A 21,566-nucleotide genomic window follows, 5' to 3' on the forward strand; every position below is an offset into this window, starting at 1 on the left:
GTAGGTCATGGAAGAGTCTAAACAGAAAGGGCTGATCGCTTACTTCGCCAACAACTCTGTCGCCGCTAATTTGATGATGGCATTCATCCTGATTATTGGTACGGTGAGCTTCTTCTTTATCCAGCGACAGATGTTCCCGAATATTGAGGTCAACTACATCAATGTCAGCGCTCAATATCCGGGGGCGTCACCACAGGAGATTGAAGAAAGCATTCTGATTAAGTTAGAAGAATCGCTTAAAGATGTTACCGGCATTAAGAAATCGGTATCAACGGCTTACCGTGGCAGCGGCAATATTGAATTAGAGATAGGAGTCGATGAAGACATTGACTCAGTACTCGATAAGGTCAAACAAAAGGTCGACGCCACCTCCAATTTCCCCGATGCCATGGAGCCAATTCAGGTCTATCAGTACGAATGGCGACAAGACGTTATCGAGATGGCGCTCGTAGGTGATCGTACTCTACTTGAGCTTAAACCGATTGCGAAACAAATTGAAGACGAACTCCTTCAGTTAAATAACGTCGCTTTGGTTGAGCTTGGTGCGCCTGAATATGAGATTGCGGTTGAAATCGAACCAAGGGTATTGCAGAAATACAGCCTAACGCTGAATGACGTAAGTAATGCAATTCAACGATATTCAGCCAACTATTCAGCCGGTGAAGTCAGAACTAATGCAGGGATGATTTCGGTACGTATCGAAAACCAATATTATAACGGCGAAGAGTTTCGAGATATTCCAGTCAAGATCGGGGCGAATGGTGGCAAAGTGCTGCTGCAAGATATCGCAACGATTAAAGATGGCTTTACTGAGGATGACCGCTACTTCCGATATTCTGGTCAAAATGCCATGTACCTATCGGTAAAGGCGACCAAAGACCAAAACATGGTCACGGTTGCTGAATCCGTTAAAGCCTATTTGGAGCAGAAAAACCAAACCTTGCCCACTGATCTGAAAATCAAAACCTTGGTCGACATGACCTACTACTTGAACGCACGTCTCGACATGATGCTCAAAAACCTGCTTCAAGGTGCGGTGTTGGTTGCGTTAATGCTCAGCTTGTTTTTGCGCGTTAAGCTTGCGATGTGGGTCATGGTTGGTCTTCCGGTCTGTTTCTTGGGAGCGGTGATGCTGATGCCAGCGATTGGCGTCAGTATCAACATCGTTTCACTGTTCGCTTTCATCATGGTGCTAGGTATTGTCGTTGACGATGCGATTGTCATAGGTGAGAGTGCGTACAGCGAAATCGAGAAACATGGCGGAGGGGTTGAAAATGTCGTACGTGGCGCGAAGCGAGTGGCTACGCCAGCAACATTTGGCGTACTGACAACCATGGCGGTGTTTGCGCCTTTCTTGATGTCCAAAGGGATAGAGCGAGCCTTCTTCTTTGGTATCGCATCCATCGTTATTCTCTGTCTGTTTTTCAGTCTGATTGAATCCAAGCTTATTCTGCCTTCGCACTTGGCACACTCGAACTTTAAGCCAATCAAAAAAGGCAGTTGGCGAGATAGATTTAATACTCGTTTCTTTGGCTTTATTAACGGCCCATACAAGCGATTTGTTAAGTGGTGTACTCACTGGCGCTGGAGTGTCTTTGCAACCTTCGTTGGGATATTAGCGGTAAGCATCGCGATGGTGATGGCAAACTATGTGCGAGTTGTGCCTTCTCCTAAAGTTCCTCACGACTTTCCTAGTATCAAGCTAGTGATGAATGACAATGTGTCGAGTGAACAAACCATTGACGCGCTTAAGTTAGTGGAATCAACAGTATTAGCCATTGATAGCGAGATTGAGCAAGAGACTGGCCAGAAAATGGTGCGTGATATTCTCACCTTCAGCCAAGGCCGAAAAGAAGGCCGCTTGGTTATACCTCTTGTTGATGAAGAGCTAAGGCCATTCAATACTTTTGAGTTGGCGAGACGATGGCGAGAACGAATTCCAAGCATTCCCGGCTTAAAGATGTTGAACGTTTCAGACAATGTCAACGATGACGAAAAGGGCGATGAATTTGGTTTTCTATTGTACGGCTCAGACATCGACAGCCTTAATGCCGCTGGGCGCGACTTAATCATCCAACTGCAGCAACAGCAAGGTCTGTTCGATATCTCGTCCTCTATCGATTCTGGTAGTCAGGAAGTGCTATTGTCCCTTGCTCCTGTTGCTTATGACCTCGGCTTGGATCTGTTTGATATTGCCACTCAAGTTGGAGGCAGTTTCTATGGTGGAGAAGCGCAGCGTGTGTTACGTGACGGCGAAGAGATTAAAGTCATGGTGCGTTATCCGAAACTGACCCGTGAAGCTTTCTCATCACTGCGTTATGCAGTCATCACAACGCCGGAAGGCAAGAAAGTGATGCTTGGAGATGTGGTTGAGATAAACCAAAAGCCAGGCGTGAGCAGTATTCGTCGTGAAGGTGGCTATCGTAGCGTTTATGTCTATGGCTCTATTGATGAGGAGTTAGTTGAACCAAACCAAGTGGTAGAGCAGGTTAATAGTGAGATCATCCCAGATATTCTTGCTAATTACCCCGGCGTTAAAAGTGAGCTAGGCGGTACCATTGAAGAGCAACAAGCTCAGCAAAATGAGCAGATCATCTTCTTTATTGCCGGCATGATTATCGTCTACATTCTGCTTGCTGTGCCGCTTAAGAGCTATGCTCAACCTCTGATTATCATGTCTGTGATTCCGTTTAGTTTAACGGGGGCGATATGGGGACATTATTGGTTTGGACTTGATCTCAGCATGATGTCGACATTTGGCTTAATTGCTGCGGCGGGCGTAGTCGTTAATGACTCTTTGGTGATGACGGATTACGTCAATCAAGTCAGAGCGCGGGGAGTGGGCATTAAAGAAGCGGTGATTGAAGCAGGTTGCGCTCGATTTAGAGCGATTACGCTGACCTCAATTACTACTTTTGTTGGCGTATTGCCGATTATGTTTGAGACAAGTCTGCAAGCGAGGTTTGTCATCCCGATGGCGGTCGCGTTAGGTTTCGCGGTGTTGTTTGCCACGTTACTGACTTTAGTGTTGGTCCCTTGTCTTTATCTCATGCTTGAAGATATTAAAGGGCTGTTTTCGAAGCTGAAAAGCGTAGTGACTCGAAAGCGGAATAAGTCACAAGCCGTCACTGAATAGAATGAGGCGAATTGTACGGCCTGACGCTTATTGGGTGTTCAGGTCGTACATACTATTAATAACGTTAAGATTATCTAGCGTTATAGATCTTCTCAAAGTTGCCCGGATTCCAACCAATCATAACTCGGTCACCAATTTTCAATACCGGCAGAGAACGAGCCCCAATCGCATCGAGCTCTTTACGACCGCGCTGCATTTTGGCATTGGTCAGTCTGTACTTATAGCCTTTTGAATCTAAGTAGCGTTGTGCGTCTTTACAGTGCGGGCATTTGTCTTTTACGTACAGGACAAGTCGTTTCATAGTGGTTTCCTACGGGTTATCTCTGGCGCAGAGTTTAACGAAAAGACCGTGAATGGCAAGTGTGAATAGGGTAGACTTACGCCCCTTTATTTGTGCCGTTGGCTCTATTTTCGTTACAGTGACTATGAACCCGCTACTTCGCTATATTCAAGGCTATCCTGACCATATCCTTACTCCGGTGACTCAAATGATTGAGTCGGGCCGCTTTACCACTTGGTTTGAAAAGCGTTACCCAGCCAATCATGACATTAAGAGTGAAAAAGCGCTGTTCGAGTACACAATGGCGATTAAAAACCGTTATATGAAAAAAACGGCACCTCTGAGTAAAGTAATTTACGACAGCAAAATTCACCTGATCAACAATGCATTGGGCTTACATACCTATGTAGCAAAAGTGCATGGCGGCAAGATTAAGTCTAAAAACGAGATTCGTATTGCGAGCGTATTTAAGAGTGCGCCAGAGCCATTATTGCGTATGCTGGTGGTACATGAATTGGCTCACCTAAAAGAGAAAGAACACGATAAATCTTTCTACCAACTTTGCTGTCATATGGAGCCTGACTATCATCAGTTGGAACTCGATGCCCGTCTATTCATGATTTACCAAGAAATTAATAAGAAAAAGTAGTGTTATGACTCGCCCAAACAAACCTCATCGACAAAGCAAGCAAACTCAAGATGCCAACGCTTCAGCAATGAAAGTGATTACGGTTAACGGTAAGGCTGGTTTACACAAGCGTAATGTCCATCAAGGACGTTACGACTTTGCCAAGTTGGTACAGGCACTCCCTGAGCTACAAAAGCATGTCATCAAAAATCCGAAAGGTGATGCGAGCATTAACTTCTCCGATCCTTTAGCGGTAAAGCTACTTAACAAAGCATTACTTGCTCATCATTACAACGTCACGTCTTGGGATATTCCTCAAGGTTACTTATGTCCACCGATTCCAGGTCGAGCGGATTACATTCACCGATTGGCTGAGCTGTTAACTAGCGAAGCAAAGTCGCTTAAACATAATCAAGTTAGAGCTCTGGATATCGGTGTCGGCGCTAACTGTATTTACCCGATTGTGGGTGCGACTCAGTATGGTTGGCACTATATTGCTTCAGACGTTGATGCTGAATCGGTAGATAACTCAAATCGAATCGCAAATCAGAATTCAGTGCTAGAAGGGCGCATCGAATGTCGGCTGCAAAGCGATAGCCGCCATTTCTTTAAAGGGATCATCAAGCCAAATGAGTTTTACGATGTCACGACATGTAATCCTCCGTTCCATAAGTCGCTGCAAGAAGCGCAGCAAGGCACAGAACGAAAGATTAAGAACTTAGCGGCTAACAAGAGTAAGCGAGGCCAAGCAGGGAATCAGGCTCAATCAGCGCGTTCGCCTATACTTAACTTTGGTGGACAAAAAGCAGAGCTTTGGTGTCCGGGTGGTGAGGCGGCCTTTATTAAAAATATGGCCTTTGAGAGCCGAGAGTTTTCACAGCAAGTATTGTGGTTTTCAAGTTTGATCTCCAAGAAAGAAAATGTTCGTTGGATGTGCAAAAACCTTGAAAAAGCAGGGGCGAGTGAAGTCCGCATTGTCGAAATGAGTCAAGGTCAGAAAATCAGCCGATTTATCGCGTGGACGTTCAAATCAGAGGCAGAACGCCAGAAGTGGCTAAAGTTAAAAAGTTAACCCAATAGAACGGAGGGCATATGGAGTTTGAGATTTATATGCCCTGCGAGCCTGCTTGGATTTGCGACAGCTTCCTAGCGCTATTCTCTGTGCTCTTAGTGATGGGGCTGGTAGCGTTCATCTATATTCTTTATAAAGAATACCGCCGTATTCATCGAGTGAAAAAACGTAAGGCTCGACGCGATGCTTCCCGCAAAGGAAAACCCTAATCGAATTGCGCTAATTGACCTCTATATTTGTGTTCCAACGTTGTATTTCCAGCCCCTTGTTCAAGTTCTATAAGCAATTTCAATGACGACTTTTGTGCGCCATACCGTTGATGAAATCGCAATAACCTAAGTCTAGCATCGACGTAACTCCTATTTTCAATCTCTAACTTGGCTAAGTTTAGCGACGAGGTGGGGCGACCCGGTTGGTGTGCTAAAGCTCGATGAAAGTACTCCTGAGCTCTTTGCTTATTTCCCGCTTTTAATGAGCATAACGCAGCGTTTTCATAACTCGTTGATATTCTGTAATAACTCGGCTGTTTGACCGCTTGATTGAATAGAGTGTCAGCTTGCTCATATTGACCGTATCTACATAAAAACGTGCCGTAGTTGTTGAGTACGTCGCCATTGTTAGCATGCTGGTTAAACGCTGATTGGTACAAATGCTTCGCTGATTCAGTTTCTTCGACTTGTTCGAAGTAGTGGGCGAGTGAAAGCTGAGCTCGATAATAGTTCGGGTCATGCTTAAGGGCCATTTCAAAGTTTTCACGCGCCTTAATCATATTACCCTGTTTAAGGTAACCAATACCCAGTTTAACCCTAGCTTCAGAACGTTCTCTTAGTTGCGATTGAGCAATATTGTTCGAGGTTGCATCAACAGTCATACAACCAGAAAGAATCAGTAGGGTAGATGGTAGTACTAGGCGCATGATTTGAACTCAAAGTGGATTACGACGAGTATATTACGCCTTAAACCTTATCTACTGAGCCTGTAGGAATGGAGATGCGACAGGTGTAGTCGTTCGCTCTTGAACGAATGAAACAGAAGAATGAAAAAAGGCGCCTACTATGGGATAAGCGCCTTATTAACCTTTACCTAATTAGTTACTGTAGGCACTGCTGTTCAATCATCTTTAGTGAAATTGGCTTCACTGAATTTATCAAGATCGTATGGCGTTTGCTGGTAAACGCAGTAGTTTAGCCAGTTTGAAAATAATAGGTGACCGTGGCTACGCCAACTTGCGCATGGTGGGTTGTCAGGGTTGTTGTTTGGGTAGTAGTTAACTGGAATAGCAGGCTCCATTCCTTCGCCAAGGTCACGGATGTATTCATTATGTAGTGTGTGCGAGTCATACTCTGGGTGACCAGTGACAAATACATTACGTTTGTCTTTCGTCGCTGCTAAGTAGACGCCTGCAACATCTGATGTCGCTAACACATCAAGGTCAGTGTTCTGTTCCAGATACTCAGGTGAGAAATCCGCATAGCGACTGTGTGGTGCTAAGAATGTGTCATCAAACCCTCTAAGTACAGGGTGGTAAGGGTTATGAATCTTGTGATGATAGACACCGGAAAGCTTCTCTTTACGCGTCCGCTTTGGCAAATCGTAAAGGAGCTTTAGACCAGCCTGCGCAGCCCAACACACATAGAGTGTCGAGGTGACGTGGTTTTTAGCCCAGTTCATGATGGTTTGTAGATGATCCCAATAAATGACATCTTCAAACTGGACAAGGCCAAGCGGGGCTCCGGTGATGATCAGGCCATCAAAGTTACGCTCTTTAACCATCTCAAACTGGCGATAAAAGTTATCTAGGTGCTCTGTCGGCGTGTTTTTGCTCGGGCGATCATCAATGCGCAGTAGTTCAATATCGACCTGCAATGGACTGTTGGATAATAAACGTAAGAATTGAGTTTCCGTCTCAATTTTCTTAGGCATAAGATTGAGGATCAAAACCTTAAGTGGACGAATTTCCTGTGTGGATGCACGAGACTCTGGCATCACGAAGATGTTTTCAGTGCGTAATACGTCTGAGGCTGGTAGTTGATCGGGGATCTTAATTGGCACAGCTTACTCCCTAAGCGTAATTATGGACGTCTATACTTCTAAACTTAACCCAATCAGAATGAGATGTCGATAGCAATTTTGGGCCCATTTGTATTAAGATTCGGCCATCGCACTCAAATTAACTCTACTATGACCGTGAAATTGACGCTAATCCGAGGACTACCCGGTTCGGGAAAAAGTACACTAGCTAAAACCTTTGAAGTGGCGCATTTCGAAGCGGATATGTATTTTGTTGATGCAGAAGGAAACTATCGCTATCAGGCAGAGAAAATTGGTGAGGCGCACCAGTGGTGCCAATCGATGACGGAGCAATCTCTAGCAAACAGTGCGAGTGTAGTCGTGTCTAATACCTTTGTAAGGCGTTGGGAAATGATGCCTTATTATAAAATGGCCAAACGTTATGGTGCTGAATTTGAAGTGATTGAATGCCATGAAAACTATGGTAACGTCCATGAGGTTGAGCCCCATATTATTGAAATGATGAAAAAAAGGTGGCAAGAGTGGCGAAGAGAAGCCCAGTAGTCGAGATGTTATCTTACGGCATTTATAAAGAGTGGGATTCTAAATCAAAGCATCTACCGAAGATTCAAGAATTCACAACCAAAGTGCCTGCCGATGAAGAGATAGAATTCGGTTATATCGTCAATCTCAAAAAGGCCAAGGGAGAAGTGATTGAGTTTTGTATTGCTCACCCTGGAGTTAAAGGCAAAAAAGGGCAGACGTTAGAACCGTTTACTGGTGATATGCATGTTGGTAGTAATGACTGGGATTTTTATCTAGGGGATACGATACAGCTGTTAGACCCTATCGATGGCTATGAATCCAATATTGGTAAATGGCGCATGACCATTACGATGAACAACAAAGTGATTGCCGATAAAACCTTCGATGTCTTTTCCAGAGACGAAGGAGAGTTCTGGAAGCGTCGTGGATTTTAGACTTTGTTAATGAAGAAACTCATCCAATAAGTGCCTCAATTAACTAAATTAGAGGCATATCAAACTCGGTAGTAAGTTTTTTATATAATATTGATATAAGCCAATAGAATTATAACAATATTTTATATGAAGCAATTTCGTCTGCTGAACCTTAAATTACAAACTAAAACAACACTCTATTTCCTTATCGGGCTGCTTGGCGTCACCTTAAGTTGCCTATATATCACTCGCTACTTTTTTCTTGTCAGTCTCGACAATCTCGAAAATGTAGAATCGACGAGGGCCAGTGAGCAAGCGTACAACCTGATCAATAATATGGTCGAGGAATTAGAAGGTCGCTCGTACGATTGGGCTTATTGGGACGAGACACATACGCTATTACTGGATGGAAGCGTAAAAGAGTACCGAGAGCGAAATCTGCTTGAAGGGTCTTTAGACTCACTCAGTCTCGATATGATGATTTTTACCACGCTCCGTGGTGAAGTCATTGAGTCAGTTACACATCAGCAAGAAGACGATAATCGTTTCGTTAATAACGTCATGTCGGAGCCAGCCATACGCCACCACGTACAAGCGATGAATAAAGTGATGGATTCGTTTCGTGAAAGCTACAGTGGACTCGTGGCTCTAGATGAGCAGCTTTGGTCTGTGTCATTAACCCCAGTGAGAAACAGTGACGGCAGTGCTGCGTCTTCCGGTTGGTTACTATGGGGACAAAATTTATCATTACGCTTTCCTGGAAATTTTGAATCCATTCTTATCGCTCAAAGTGAGATCTTTCATATTGGTCAACCTCATCAACTCTCTTTGATACCGGAGATTGACAAGTCACGGCATTACATGAGCCGAACGGTCGACTTAGTTGGCATGTCTGGTACGCCTGTCGCTCATCTCAAGACTACTTTAGAGCGTGTTCATTTCTTAAAAGGAAACGTTCTTTTTAGTTATCTTTTTATGGCTGTTGCGTTTGTGGCAATTGTCATCACTACCATTACATTTTTATTGTTCCGCCGCAGAGTCGCAGTACGTTTTTCTGATCTGGAAAAGGACATTGACCAACTCTTTTCATCCTACCAATTAGAAGGCCTGAACCAACCCAACAAAGACGAATTAGATCGGTTAGTGAAGTTGGTGCAGGCGCTTGCGAGTGACTCATCGACCACCAAAGAGATGCTGCAAGATACTCAACAAAAATTTGAGGCTCTCTATGAAAGCCAAACTATCGCAATGGTGCTCGTACGTGGACGAGAAATCGTTGATATCAATAAAACCGCACTTGGGTTGCTTGGTTATGAACGTGATGAATTGATTCATCAGCCGTTAGATCTACTTTGCGAAGACAGCCAACAACCTGAGTGTCAAATTGATGCTATGTATCGAATGTTTCAGCAAGGGCAGACTCAGTTTGAAGCTCAAATGCTCACGAAAGAAGGTGAGAATATCGACTGCCAGATTGAAGTGCGATCGATTCGCTATCAAGGGAATGTCGCCATGATGCTGTCGATAAGAGATGTGAGAGTACATAAGCAACAGGTTAAGTTGATTGAAGATTTGGCTGAGCGAGACCACTTATCTGGATTATGGAACCGTAAAGCAATCATGGAGAAGGCGCGCGGTCTGGTACAGAGTCAGCCTAACCAATTTGCCCTGATTTACATCTCTATCCCTAACTTGATGCAAGTCTCAGAGGTTTATGGGCACCAGATCTTTGACCAATCTCTGGAGTCAATTGCGTGTTTATTTGGCACCGAACTTTCGTTGTTTCCGGTAGGACGGATTAGCTCCCATGAATTTTTGGTATTAATTGAACATGAATCTGACTGTCAAATAGCAGAGCAAGGAGCGGTTCAATTTAAGGAAGCACTATCGAGAAAACGTCAAATTCAAACATTGATGTTGGACTTAAAGTGCCAGATAGCACTAATTGAACCCGAAATAACACATCACTCACTAGATATGTTAATTCACTCCTCGATCCATGCTTTAGAGGTAACGAGAAATAGTGCGGCCCCTGCTGAATTAACACGTGTTGGCTGCAGTACGCTAGAACTTGCCCAAGCGGCGGCAGCGATCAAGCGAGATCTGGAATCTGCAATCGAGAGCAAAGAGATACATGCGCATTATCAGCCAATCGTCGATAGTAAAACTGCTGAGATTGTTGGGTTTGAGGCCTTGGCTCGTTGGCAGCATCCCCAGTTTGGTTTCGTTTCGCCAGCAGTATTTATTCCTTTAGCCGAACGTGATCACCAAATTATCAAGCTTGGTGAGAGTATTCTTGAACAAGCCTGCGAGTTTATGACTCAGGTTGATAAAATCAGGCGCTCCCAGGGGAAGACATCACTCACCATTCACGTGAATTTGAGTGCGGCGCATTTTTATTACCCTGGTTTACCCGATTACCTTGTTCATATCATTCAGCGCTATAACGTACTGCCTGGTCAATTGGTTATCGAAGTGACAGAAAGTATGTTAATGGGGATTGAAGATGAGGTCATTGCGAGAATGGAGCTGATCAAATCCCTTGGTGTGTTGTTTGCTCTTGATGACTTTGGTACGGGATATTCATCCTTTAGTACGCTTTGTTGCTTCCCCCTTGATATCGTAAAACTCGATAAGTCATATATTGATCAGTTAGAAGTGAATGACCGTGCGAAAAGTTTGGTGCGCAATATTGCCAATATGGCACAAGAACTTGGGTTAACAACGGTTGCTGAAGGTGTTGAAACTGCCTCTCAGGCAAGGAAATTAAAGAACTGGAATATTGAAGAGATTCAAGGTTTCTATTTTTATAAGCCTATGCCAGAAGGCGAGCTAATAAAATTGATTACTGGTGTTAATGGTTAAAATGGTATATGAAACAGCTAATTTATTAATACTTTAGTTTATTCGCTAGCGCAGGCCAATGAACAAGTCTATACCTAACTATAGTGACTTTAAAACTCGCTTTGGTTAGGTCTAGGAGTTCAAAATGGCATTCAAAAATATCCCTCTAAAGTTCAAGATTGCACTTGGCGTTGGCGTGCCCCTAATACTGCTTGTTGTCCTTTCAATCATCTCAATTGCAAGCTCTCGTTCGCAAGTCGTCACCAGTGGAATGGTTGATCATACCCACAAGGTTATTGAGCAAGCGATGAAGATCGAGGCTGCTGCAGTCGATATGGAAACGGGTATGCGCGGTTATCTACTTGCAGGTAAAGAAGACTTCTTACAACCATACAAAAATGGCCAACAAGAGTTCACTCGGTTGATAGCGGACCTGAAAAGAACAGTGAGTGACAATCCGACTCAAGTCAATCGTTTAGGTGAGATAGAAGCGACCATTAATGCATGGCTTAGCAAAGTCACTGAGCCTGCCATTGAGTTACGTAGAGAGATTGGCGATGCAAAAACCATGGATGACATTTCAGATCTTGTCGCAGAAGCGAGAGGAAAGGTCTACTTCGATAAATTCCGGGGTCAAATCAATCTGTTTGTAGAGAGAGAGTCCAAACTCTTAAAGCAACGCCAAGAGCAAAACGAGTCAAATTTCACCAGCAGCGTGAATTTATTAGATCAAGTCAATGCCCAGAGCTTTATGTCTGCACAAGACTACCGCAAACTCTCTTCCTCTCTGAATTCATTAAGTGAAGCTAATGGTTGGGTCAATCACACCCACAAAGTGATTGAAGCTGCACAGGAACTGTTAGCGTCGGCTGTCGATATGGAAACAGGTATGAGAGGGTTCTTGTTAGCGGGGCGCCCTGAATTCCTAGAGCCATATAAACAGGGAAGCCAGCACTTTAATGAAGGTATCGATTCATTGAAAAAGACGGTCAGCGATAACCCTGCCCAAGTTCAATTACTGGATGAGATGAAAACCACCATTGATGAGTGGCAAAAGGAGGTGGTGTCGCCAGTCATTCAGCTAAGGACGGATATCGGTGATGCGAAAAGTATGAATGATATGGCGAGCTTGGTTGGAGAGGCGAGGGGCAAAGTCTACTTTGATAAGTTCCGTTCGCAGATTGCTGACTTTATTGCCATGGAAGATGAATTGATGGTTGTCCGTCAAGGTGCAGCGAAGGACGCCGCGAGCGCGATGGAAAACACCGTAATCTTTGGTACGCTGTTGGCGATTGCACTCGGGTTTATCATCTCCTGGGGAGTAGTTAAAGCGATTACTGAACCTGTGGCAGAAGTAGCCAAAGGTCTTGCATCGCTTGCAGAAGGAGACTTAACGGCTACGATAACTGTTGCCTCGAAAGATGAGCTTGGCCAAATGGCACAAAGTTATAATCAAGCGGTTGAGAAAACCAATAGCGCGATAGTTCAAGTACTCTCAACGACCGACGAAGTGGTTCATGGTTCGGTAGCGATCAGCGAAGCTAATACGGATATGACTCGTGAACTGGAATTGCAATCAGATAAAGTGGCTCAAATCTCAGCATCTATTGAAGAGATGGCGGTGAGTATTCAAGAAGTGGCTGCTAAATCAGCGGATGCCACAGCACGGGCTCAAGATGCTGGTGTCACCGCGAATACTGGCGGACAAATTGTATCAAGTACTATTGAAGGGATGAACTCAATCAACGAAGCGGTTTCGGCCTCCTCGAATAGTGTTGCTGAACTGGGCAAACGAGGTGCGCAAATTGGTGAGATCATCAATGTCATCAATGACATTGCCGAACAAACCAACTTGCTAGCGCTCAATGCAGCGATAGAGGCAGCGCGTGCAGGTGAAGCGGGTAGAGGCTTTGCAGTCGTGGCAGATGAGGTTCGTGCCCTTGCTGATCGAACCACAAGCGCGACCAAAGAAATTGGTGAATCTATTGAGGCCATTCAAAGTGAAACCAATGAAGCTGTGCAACGAATGGAAGCGGGAACTAGCCATGTGCATGAGGGGTTAGGCTTAGCGAAGGAAGCAGGCAACAGCTTGGAAGAGATTGTGAGTGGTGCCCAAGAAGTGGCTAGCATGATTGATAGCATCGCTGCCGCTGCTGAAGAGCAATCCTTAGCGAGCAGTGAAGTGGCGAAAAATGTTGAAAGCGTTTCTGAAGCCTCGCAAAATGCTAACCATAAAGCCGGTATGGCATCAAATTCCGCTCAAGAATTGGCCAATAAAGCGGAATCACTTAAACAGATGGTCAATCAATTTAAAGTTTAAGGGAGGGCTGGTTAATCACCAGCCTTTGCATCTCAAACCTTAGAGTTTCTGATTGAAACCCAAGCCAACGTTGTCCAGCAGAGTGCTTGTAACCACAGCAAGCTATACTGGCCTGCAATGCTTGGCCACTCACCACCCATTTGATTTAATCTTAAGAAACCTTGAATAGCAGGTGTACTCGGAAATAGCTGTGATAGCCAAACAATTGGTGTTGGTATCGCTTCAATAGGCCAAATAAAGCCAGCACTAAAGATAAGTGGCATAGAGCTTATTAATACGACTAGGGTGACTAATTCTCTTCTGGGTGTAATGTTCCCAAGCCAAACCCCAATTGCGCTAGAGGCAATTAAAAATGGCAGAAGTAAGGTAAGTAGGTCTCCCATTTTGGCAAGTTGGCTGACGCCGTGAAAAGTAAAGCTAGCACCAAAATAGTAGCAGCTCAGCAAGTAGTAAATGGCAACCAGGATACCTGTTCTAACAGTCAGGAGTTTGAGTGGTGCAACTTGATTCCAATATCCATTGCCATGTTTTTGCGTTCCCCCAACTAAGCCTGCTGCCATTGCAAGCGTCTGCTGTAAAATCAATACAAATACCGCTGGCACAACATAATCGACGTAACCCATACGAGGGTTAAACGTTGGCTTTAAGTTGAGCTTCGTTGCTGCGTATTGTTCACTGGCTAAGGATAAGGGCTGACCGTCGAGTACCAATTTAGCAACCGTTGTCTGAGCCGCTAATGTACCGCCAGCTTGCGCTAAGCCTTCAACGATTGTGCCGTAAACCAAAAAGTATGACGCATCGCCTGCATACGCGAGAGTTGGGCTTTTACCAAGCATCAGATCTTTATAGAAGTGCTCGGGTATGACCAAAATACCGCTGACTTCTCCGGACAGAAACGCTTGGCGAGCTTCTTCCACACTGTAATCACGTTGAACTACTTTAACTTGCGGAGTCGCGTCAACCATTCGTTCTAGCTTAAAGCTGGTTTGGCTTTTGTCCAGATTGACGACACTGATTTCTTGTTCCCTTGGAGTCTGGTGACTGTATGGGAGCGGGTAGAGAAATGAGTAAAACAACACGCCACCAAAAACCGTTAATGCCACGACAGGGTTGGTGATGATGGCTTTAAGTTCCGACTTAATCAGTTCCATTATGGTCATCTTATCACCTCATTCGTTAGATGCTTTTTGATCAGTGCAAATGTCATAAGCATGGGTAATAGGTAGCCGAACATAGGCAGTAGGTGATGAAGAGACGTTGCCCACGCCTGCCCATAGCTCACTTGACTCACTTGAACTTCGATATAGTGACTGATCGGCAGTAGGCTACGCCACATCTGCGCAAGACTACTCATATCTGTCACGGGGAAGGTGATGCCCATAAAAGCAAAGCTTGGAGCAGTAAATGCACCCGCGAAACTCATCGCGCGAGCGGCATCAAGGGTCAAAAAGAAAAACATGCCGCCCATCACCATACAAGCCGCAATAGTCACTGATTGCGCAATCACTAGCGTTAAGAAGCTGCCGTTCATTGGCCATTTAAAGCCTAAATAGAACCAACATAAAAACCCAAAACCTTGCAGCGCAAATACCCAATAGTAGGGAGCGAGTGTTGATAGCAGGCTTCGTATTGGTTGGCTTTCCAACCAAGGTGCTAGTCGACGGTCTCTTAAATTGGCCGCCAAGATAAGAATCGTGGTCACGACAATCACTATCTGCCACAGAGCCGGAATGATTGCTGACACCAGAAATTGAGCATAGTTGGAGTTTTTATTGAACAAAGGGGTAATTTGTGTGCGTACTGGAACAGCATTACCCATTGCAGAAAGTAGAGTAGAGTTACCGGCCGCAAGACCCTTCATAGTGCTTAACTCTGCATTGAAAGTGCCTTGCGCTTGTAGAAACGCCGAGTTTAACAACTTACCAATTAGGATCATTTGACTGTTGTAGAAAACACTCACCTGAGGCGTTAGTTGTTTATAGATCTCTTGATCAAACTGGTGAGGAATAACCGCATAAGCATAGATATCCCCTTTGATAAGCGCTTGTTTAGCTTGATGCACGCTAGTGAATGCCTTGGTAACCTGCATAGCAGGCGTTGCATCGTAATAGCGCACTAATTTGTGCGAAAGAGTACTGGACGAAAGATCAACGACACCAACGGGCAATTCGCGAGCGATACCTTGAGAGAATATTGCCCATATCATTACTGCTAGCAGCAGAGGAATCCAAGTTAAGCTGGACAGTAGCCACTTATCGCGGCGAACGATATCCAATTGAGATACTGGGTTGTTATGCATAGTTGCTGATACGCTTAGTTAATTTCAACAGCGAGACTCATACCCATTCGCAGACCGCTTTGTGGCTCAGTAGGGCGAGCTTCCACTTCGAATGTTCTCAGGTCAAAACCTTGCGAGGCATCGGTTGAACGCCATGTAGCAAAATCACCCATTACCGCGACATGGCTCACCTTAAACTCGATGGTCTTGCCTAAAGCTGGAAGATAAGCTTCGAATGTTTGGCCTTTTTCGAAAAACTTAAGTTGGTCTTCACGTACATTGAGCATTGCCCACGAGTCTTGAGTGTCTATGACTGTCACGACAGGGAAGCCTTGCGGTGCCAATTCGCCGCTTTGTAGCAGAACCTGAGAAACCTCACCGTTAAACCAACTTTTAATCGTGGTGTCTTGGGCATACGCTTCTACTTCCGCTACCGCACCTGCCGCCATGCGCGCTTTCTCAGAGGCAGCAAGCTTAGTTTCGCTACGAGCGCCTTCTTCAGCCATTTTATACATTTGAAAAGCCGCGCTTTCGGTATATTTAGCAGCGTCCCATTGAGTTTTCGCTTCATCGCGTTTTTGTTCTGCGATCACGCCTTCGTTATAGAGGTTATTGACGCGAAGGTAGGTTTTCTCCATTAGCTGAGCGGCGGCTTTGGCTTTTAACCATTGATCTTTAGCGGCTTGAATTTGTTGACTACGCGCCCCTTTGTTGGCTTCCATCGCTAAGGCATCTGCAGCCTTTTCGCCTGCTTTAGCTTGCTCTAGCTTTGCTTCAATCTCTGGGCTGTGAAGGGTAAAGATTAAGTCGCCTTGCTTGATCATCTCACCTTTACGAACCAGTACTTGGTCAATACGCCCCGGTACTTTGGAAGAAATGCTGTATTGCTGAGATTCGATTTGGCCTTGCAAGCGAATCGGTTGTGGCTGATAGGCTTGGTAAAAGCTGTAGCCGACCCAAGAAACGACACCAAATGCAGCGGCAGTCAGTAAAAGTGTTTTTGCATTTTTCATCTTGGATCCTTATAAACTCGAAACGTTGATTGCGTTGTGTTGATACTGGCTAAATGAACTCATCTCACTGGAGAGCGCTAGCAGTTTAGAAAGTGAGATTAGGTAATTAAAACTTGCCGCGGCCTTTTGTGTTTGTACGCTTGCCACATAGAGTTGTGCATCGACCACATCCGTCGATGTCGATAAGCCTTGAGTGAAGGCTTTCTCTCTCAGTTTTAGGTTTTCTTGCGCCAGTTCTATACTCGACTCAAGCCCCAAGACTTCTTCTTGAGCTTGTTGAGCTTCTAGGTAGGTTTTCTGCACTAATACGGATAAGTCTTGTTTGGCTTGGGCTTTTAAATAACGAACTTGAGAAACGGCACTGTGAGCGGCTTTAACTTGTTCGCTGCGCCCGCTATTCTCAATCAGCGGGATATTCACGCCTACGCCAACCAGCCAGTCTGGTTTCATTTGGCTGGCAAGGGAGTCGTCTTCATGTAGGCTGTAGTCACCGTAAAGGTAAACTTCAGGGTAGTATTTGCCTTTCTCTGCATCAATTAGACTGCTTGCTTGTTTCTCTTTCGAATCGAGAAGTGACAGTCCCGGGTAAGTAGCAAGAGTACGGTCAATGAACAGGCTTTGCTCTGGTAAGTTTTGGTTAATGAAAAGAGTATCTGCAGGTTCAACTGTGCTGGCTTGATTGAGGATCTGGGTTAGAGCTGATTGTGCAATTTCTAAGCTTTTTTGTGCTTTCTTACGTTCGATGGTCGCTTTATCTAATGCGGATTCTGCCTGAAGACGTTCCACGCGGGCAATTTGACCTTGTTGTTCTAACTTCACTGCATTGTTTCTGTGCTTGGTTAGCCCTTCTTCGACTAACTCGCGCGTCTGCACGACTTCCTTTGCTAGCAACACAGAAAAGTAATATTTGCTTAAGTCCTCAAAGCGCGCTTGGGTCTCCATTGCAAGCTCACTTTGCGCTTGCTCTTTTTTGCCTTCAGCAGCGGATTGCGCAGCGTTGATGCGTCCACCAGTGAAAATTGGCCAAATAGCGCGAATGGAAGAGGTAAAAATGTCGCGCTCAGATATCGTCGAAGTAATCCCGCCAATTTGGGCAAGAATTGGATTTAGCACGGGACCAAGGTTTGGCAAAGATTGTCCCGTACTTTCAAACAGTTGTTTGCCTGATACAGTGACATCGGTATCAAGGCGGGTATAGTTGGCGCCAATAGAGACAGAAGGGAGATTAAGGTTGTCGGTGGCGCTTTCAAGGTGTTGATAGCGTTCGACATTAGAACGTTGCGCCGCGAGTGAGTTGTTTTCTTGCTGCAAAACCTGCCAAGCTTGGTCAAAGCTAATCGGTGCAGAATATGCAAAAGGAGAGGCGAGACTAACACAACCTATCAATAGCGCAATTGGACGCAATGACATACTAATGTTCCCTAACTGTTAAAAAAATAGAGTTTATACTCTAACTGCATTTTTCACAATACGCTTAGGTTTATGTTAGGGGAATAAAAAAGGGGCCGTTAGGCCCCAAATACATAGGAATGTAAATACTATTGCTCGACCTTAGCCGGGGTCGGCTTTAGCTTTTGGAACAGCTTTACAAAGATTGGGCTAAACAGCACCAAAACAGCCAAAATGGTAAATGTCATAGTAATAGGTCGTTCCCATAGGAAGCTCAGTTCACCATCACTAATCATAAGTGCACGGCGAAGGTTCTCTTCCATCAAACCACCAAGGATAAATCCAAGCAATAGTGGTGCGAGCGGGAAGTTCGCCAATCTCAGAGCAATTGCCGCCATCGCAATCAACAGCATGATGAACACATCCATGGTATTGAAAGAAACTAGGTACACGCCAGTGATCGAGAAGAACAAAATCATTGGTAGTAGTACCGTGCGTGGTACCGCTAGTAGCTTAGAGATGTATGGGATCAATGGTAGGTTCAAGATAACCAGTACGATGTTACCAAAGTACATAGAAATAATAACCGACCAGAAGACGTCAGGGTGCTCAACAAATAGGCGAGGACCAGGTTGAATACCGTAAGCGATAAGTGCGCCAAGCATAATTGCCGTTGTACCAGAGCCCGGGATACCAAGCGTTAATAGAGGTACGAATGAACCACTAGAGGCTGCATTGTTCGCCGATTCAGGTGCCACTAGACCACGGATACTACCTTTACCAAACTCTTCCTTTTTCTCTTTAGGTGCAAGGTTGCGTTCCATACCGTAGCTTAAGAATGCTGCGATAGTTGCACCTGCGCCCGGTAGCACGCCAGTGAAGAAACCAAGAATAGAAGAGCGGATAGAAACAGGCGCCACCTCTTTAATCTCTTCTTTGGTGACTTTCATACTACCGATATTACTCATCTTGCTTTGCTCATCAGAGCGAGTATCTTGCTCAGGCTTAAGAATACCCATCAAGGTTTCGCCCAGCGCGAAGGTCGCCATCGCAAGAAGAAGGAAGCTAAAGCCATCCATCAGATCAGTCAGTCCGAAAGTGAAACGTTCAACGCCAACGCCTTTATCGATACCAACGGTAGAGAGCATAAGACCCAGAATGGTCATCATCCAAGCTTTAATGACCTGACCAGGACCTGCGAATGCAGCGACTGCAGATAAACCAAGAAGCATCAGAGCGAAGTAGTCCGATGATTGGAAACTCAGCGATACGTTTGCCAGAGCAGGAGCGGCAATGAGCAGCATGATTGCTGACAATGTACCACCAGTAAATGAAGAGTAAGCCGCTAGAGCCAATGCTTTACCCGCTTGGCCTTTTTGAGCCATCGGGTAGCCATCAAACGCGGTTACAACGGTAGAAGAACAGCCAGGCGCGTTAATTAAGATTGAAGAGGTTGAACCACCAAATACGGCGCCATAGTAAACACCCGCCATAAGGATCAGACCAGAAGAAGGGTCTAAGCCATAGGTGATTGGGATCATGAGTGCGATGGCAGAAATAGGGCCTAGACCCGGCAACATACCAATGAATGTACCTACGAAACAACCAACCACCACCATCATGATGTTCATTGGCATTACCGCAGTAGATAGGCCTTGTAAGATTCCGTCTAACATAATGTCATTTCCCTTAAATTACGACCAAATGGTGAAAATAACACCAGGCTCTAGGTAGATATCCAGGCCTTGGGTAAGAAGAAGATAAAAAGCGATCACAAACGGAAAAGAGGCGCCAAGCAGCACGCTTTTACGTCGTTCACCGAGTAGGTAGAAACCGGCTAATAGGAATAAACTGGTTGCAATCACAAAGCCTACATAGGTAAGTCCTACGCCATATAGAGCCATTAGTGCCAAGAAACCAATCAGAAGTTTCCAGTTAAACTCAACAACCGCACCACTTTTTACATCAGGTTGGCCAGTCACAAGTAAAAGTAAGGAAAGTCCAATCCCAATGAACGTCAGCAACGTAGGCAGAGTTCTTGCCGTAAAGGGTTCGTATTCGTCTCCGGGAAACAGTGGGATCTGAGTTGTCTGATAGCCGTAGCATAAGCAGACAAGTAGAAAAATCATCGCGCCAACACGATCGCGGCTGAGGAGGTTTTCTTTTGAGAAAAAGTTCCCGTTATTGAAAGAGTTCGTTGGCAAATCCGACATATCCAACTCCATGTGACAGGTATAAAAAGAAAAAAGCCGTACATGAGGGTTAATGAGCATGGTTCACTAACAAATAAGCCACTTGCTGCTAGTCAAAGGCTTAACTGTCTATAAATAAACAGAGGAGATTGTGTAGTTAGCTCATGTACGGCGAAAGGGGTATAAGGGCGGTGCAAGTCGCCCTTAAACTTCTTTACAGGAAATTACTTCAAGAAACCAAGCTCGCGCATTAGGTCGCCCATTTGCTTCTCTTGATCTTCAAGGAAAGCGTAGAAGTCTTTGTCCGCCTTGTAGTTGTCGATCCAACCATTGCGGTCACGAACAACTTGCCACTCGTCAGTGTTGTACATCTTAGTTAGGGCAGAGTTCCACTCGTCAATCTTCTCTTGGCTTGCACCCGGAGCGGCGAAGAAACCACGCCAGTTAGCGAAGACAGTTTCGTTACCGTATTCAGTTAGAGTTGGGATTTCAGGCGCTGCATCTAGGCGCTTAGGAGCGGTTACCGCAAGGATCTTAACTTGACCCGATTTCGACATTTCTAGAACTTCACCTAGACCTGTTGAAAGTAGCTGTGTTTCACCTGAAAGGAGTGCAGCCATTGCTTTACCGCCTGCATCATACGCAATGTAACGTACTTTCTTAGCGTCGAAGCCTTCACCTTTGAATGCTGCAGCAACCACTAGGTGATCCATGCTGCCGCGCGCTGAGCCACCAGCAATTTTCACTTTACGCGGGTTAGATTCGAATTCTTTTACTACGTCTTCCCAAGTGTCGTATTTAGAGTCAACAGAAGTAACAATTGCACCGTAGTCAGCAATCGTTGCTGCTACTGGAGTCAGGTCGCGGAATGATTGAGGGAAAATACCCGTTAGTGAGCGAACAACGATAGGAGTTGAGTTCACCATCAGTGTATCTTCTTGGCGTTTTGCTGTTTCGATTAGGTGTGCGATTGCTTTACCGCCACCGCCACCAGAAAGGTTTTGGAAAGAGACATTTTCAACGATATCAGATTTAACTAATACGTCACCAGTACCACGAGCCGTCATGTCCCAGCCACCGCCAGCGCCACCAGGGATTAGAAAGTGGATTTTCTCTACATCAGCGGCCATTGCGCTAAATGAAAATGAAGCTGCGATGATCGAAGCTGCCAGTGTTGGTTTTAGTACCTTAAACATGATTCACGTTCCTTATGTATGTGTACATTCTTCATTGAAAATGTACTTATCATTATGAATTTACTACCAGCAAGGGAGGGAAGCTTGTTGATAGATGTGATTAAGGTTAAGAGCTTGTTACATTCCTGTCTCTAATGCGTTGATAAAAACAATATTGAGCATTTTGGTGGTTTTGTTCATAAAGTTCACGCGGTGGGAAATAGAACAAATCAAAATAAAAAGCCGCCCAGAATAGAGCGGCTTGGATAC

General features: G+C 45.0%; 18 protein-coding genes. 8 read left to right on the top strand and 10 right to left on the bottom strand.

The genetic code is table 11. The annotated features are described in order from the left end of the window. The first annotated feature begins 7 nt into the window (after positions 1–7). The gene (locus VIA_RS14770) at positions 8–3,136 is read left to right on the top strand and encodes an efflux RND transporter permease subunit (RefSeq protein WP_004413889.1); all 3,129 of its coding nucleotides are present in this window, start codon (positions 8–10) and stop codon (positions 3,134–3,136) included. Between the two features lie 70 nt (positions 3,137–3,206). Here the strand turns inward: VIA_RS14770 and VIA_RS14775 are convergent, their stop codons facing one another. Further along, complete coding sequence (locus tag VIA_RS14775; protein WP_004413890.1) at positions 3,207–3,437, bottom strand: glutaredoxin family protein; 231 nt, start codon at positions 3,435–3,437, stop codon at positions 3,207–3,209. Positions 3,438–3,561: 124 nt separating this feature from the next. Here VIA_RS14775 and VIA_RS14780 point away from each other — a divergent pair, with 124 nt between their 5' ends. The 3 genes from VIA_RS14780 to VIA_RS14790 are packed head-to-tail and all read left to right on the top strand — an operon-like array spanning position 3,562 to position 5,325. Beyond that, entirely contained in the window at positions 3,562–4,065 is a 504-nt protein-coding gene (locus VIA_RS14780; protein ID WP_004413891.1) for a M48 metallopeptidase family protein, read from the top strand. A 4-nt stretch (positions 4,066–4,069) separates the two neighbouring features. Further along, entirely contained in the window at positions 4,070–5,116 is a 1,047-nt protein-coding gene (gene rlmF, locus VIA_RS14785; RefSeq protein WP_004413892.1) for a 23S rRNA (adenine(1618)-N(6))-methyltransferase RlmF, read from the top strand. Positions 5,117–5,136: 20 nt separating this feature from the next. Beyond that, entirely contained in the window at positions 5,137–5,325 is a 189-nt protein-coding gene (locus VIA_RS14790; RefSeq protein ID WP_004413893.1) for a hypothetical protein, read from the top strand. On the opposite strand, the gene pilW is transcribed toward VIA_RS14790, so the two are convergent. Further along, positions 5,322–6,032 (bottom strand): type IV pilus biogenesis/stability protein PilW, encoded by a 711-nt coding sequence (pilW, locus tag VIA_RS14795; protein ID WP_004413894.1) that lies wholly within the window; start codon positions 6,030–6,032, stop codon positions 5,322–5,324. The genes VIA_RS14790 and pilW overlap by 4 nt on opposite strands. Before the next feature lie 194 nt (positions 6,033–6,226). Beyond that, the gene (metA, locus tag VIA_RS14800) at positions 6,227–7,168 is read right to left on the bottom strand and encodes a homoserine O-acetyltransferase MetA (protein ID WP_004413895.1); all 942 of its coding nucleotides are present in this window, start codon (positions 7,166–7,168) and stop codon (positions 6,227–6,229) included. A gap of 129 nt (positions 7,169–7,297) precedes the next feature. Here metA and VIA_RS14805 point away from each other — a divergent pair, with 129 nt between their 5' ends. The 4 genes from VIA_RS14805 (at position 7,298) to VIA_RS14820 (ending at position 13,249) form a co-directional block, all read left to right on the top strand. After that, entirely contained in the window at positions 7,298–7,690 is a 393-nt protein-coding gene (locus tag VIA_RS14805) for an ATP-binding protein (RefSeq protein WP_038210881.1), read from the top strand. Further along, positions 7,669–8,106 (top strand): DUF3859 domain-containing protein, encoded by a 438-nt coding sequence (locus VIA_RS14810; protein WP_004413897.1) that lies wholly within the window; start codon positions 7,669–7,671, stop codon positions 8,104–8,106. The genes VIA_RS14805 and VIA_RS14810 overlap by 22 nt, the downstream gene beginning before the upstream one ends. Positions 8,107–8,232: 126 nt before the next feature. Beyond that, a complete protein-coding gene (locus VIA_RS14815; protein ID WP_004413898.1) occupies positions 8,233–10,950 on the top strand; it encodes a bifunctional diguanylate cyclase/phosphodiesterase in 2,718 nt (905 codons plus the stop codon). Between the two features lie 124 nt (positions 10,951–11,074). Beyond that, the gene (locus VIA_RS14820; protein ID WP_004413899.1) at positions 11,075–13,249 is read left to right on the top strand and encodes a CHASE3 domain-containing protein; all 2,175 of its coding nucleotides are present in this window, start codon (positions 11,075–11,077) and stop codon (positions 13,247–13,249) included. A 32-nt stretch (positions 13,250–13,281) separates the two neighbouring features. Here VIA_RS14820 and VIA_RS14825 read toward each other — a convergent pair whose 3' ends face one another. The 7 genes from VIA_RS14825 to VIA_RS14855 all read right to left on the bottom strand — a co-directional run bounded on the left by VIA_RS14825 (position 13,282) and on the right by VIA_RS14855 (position 21,317). Next, a complete protein-coding gene (locus tag VIA_RS14825; RefSeq protein WP_004413900.1) occupies positions 13,282–14,409 on the bottom strand; it encodes an ABC transporter permease in 1,128 nt (375 codons plus the stop codon). After that, entirely contained in the window at positions 14,406–15,548 is a 1,143-nt protein-coding gene (locus tag VIA_RS14830; RefSeq protein ID WP_004413901.1) for an ABC transporter permease, read from the bottom strand. Before VIA_RS14830 ends, VIA_RS14825 begins: the two co-directional genes overlap by 4 nt. A gap of 14 nt (positions 15,549–15,562) precedes the next feature. Then, on the bottom strand, positions 15,563–16,540 hold the full coding sequence (locus tag VIA_RS14835) for an HlyD family secretion protein (protein ID WP_004413902.1): 978 nt from the start codon (positions 16,538–16,540) through the stop codon (positions 15,563–15,565). A 9-nt stretch (positions 16,541–16,549) separates the two neighbouring features. After that, positions 16,550–17,950, bottom strand: a complete 1,401-nt coding sequence (locus tag VIA_RS14840) for a TolC family protein (protein ID WP_004413903.1) — start codon at positions 17,948–17,950, stop codon at positions 16,550–16,552. 128 nt (positions 17,951–18,078) lie between these two features. Next, entirely contained in the window at positions 18,079–19,605 is a 1,527-nt protein-coding gene (locus tag VIA_RS14845; protein WP_004416416.1) for a tripartite tricarboxylate transporter permease, read from the bottom strand. An 18-nt stretch (positions 19,606–19,623) separates the two neighbouring features. Beyond that, entirely contained in the window at positions 19,624–20,142 is a 519-nt protein-coding gene (locus VIA_RS14850) for a tripartite tricarboxylate transporter TctB family protein (protein WP_004413904.1), read from the bottom strand. Positions 20,143–20,345: 203 nt separating this feature from the next. Continuing rightward, positions 20,346–21,317, bottom strand: a complete 972-nt coding sequence (locus tag VIA_RS14855; protein WP_004413905.1) for a tripartite tricarboxylate transporter substrate binding protein — start codon at positions 21,315–21,317, stop codon at positions 20,346–20,348. Positions 21,318–21,566 lie beyond the last annotated feature (249 nt).

The sequence above is a fragment of the Vibrio orientalis CIP 102891 = ATCC 33934 genome, assembly GCF_000176235.1.
Taxonomy (GTDB): Bacteria; Pseudomonadota; Gammaproteobacteria; order Enterobacterales; family Vibrionaceae; genus Vibrio; species Vibrio orientalis.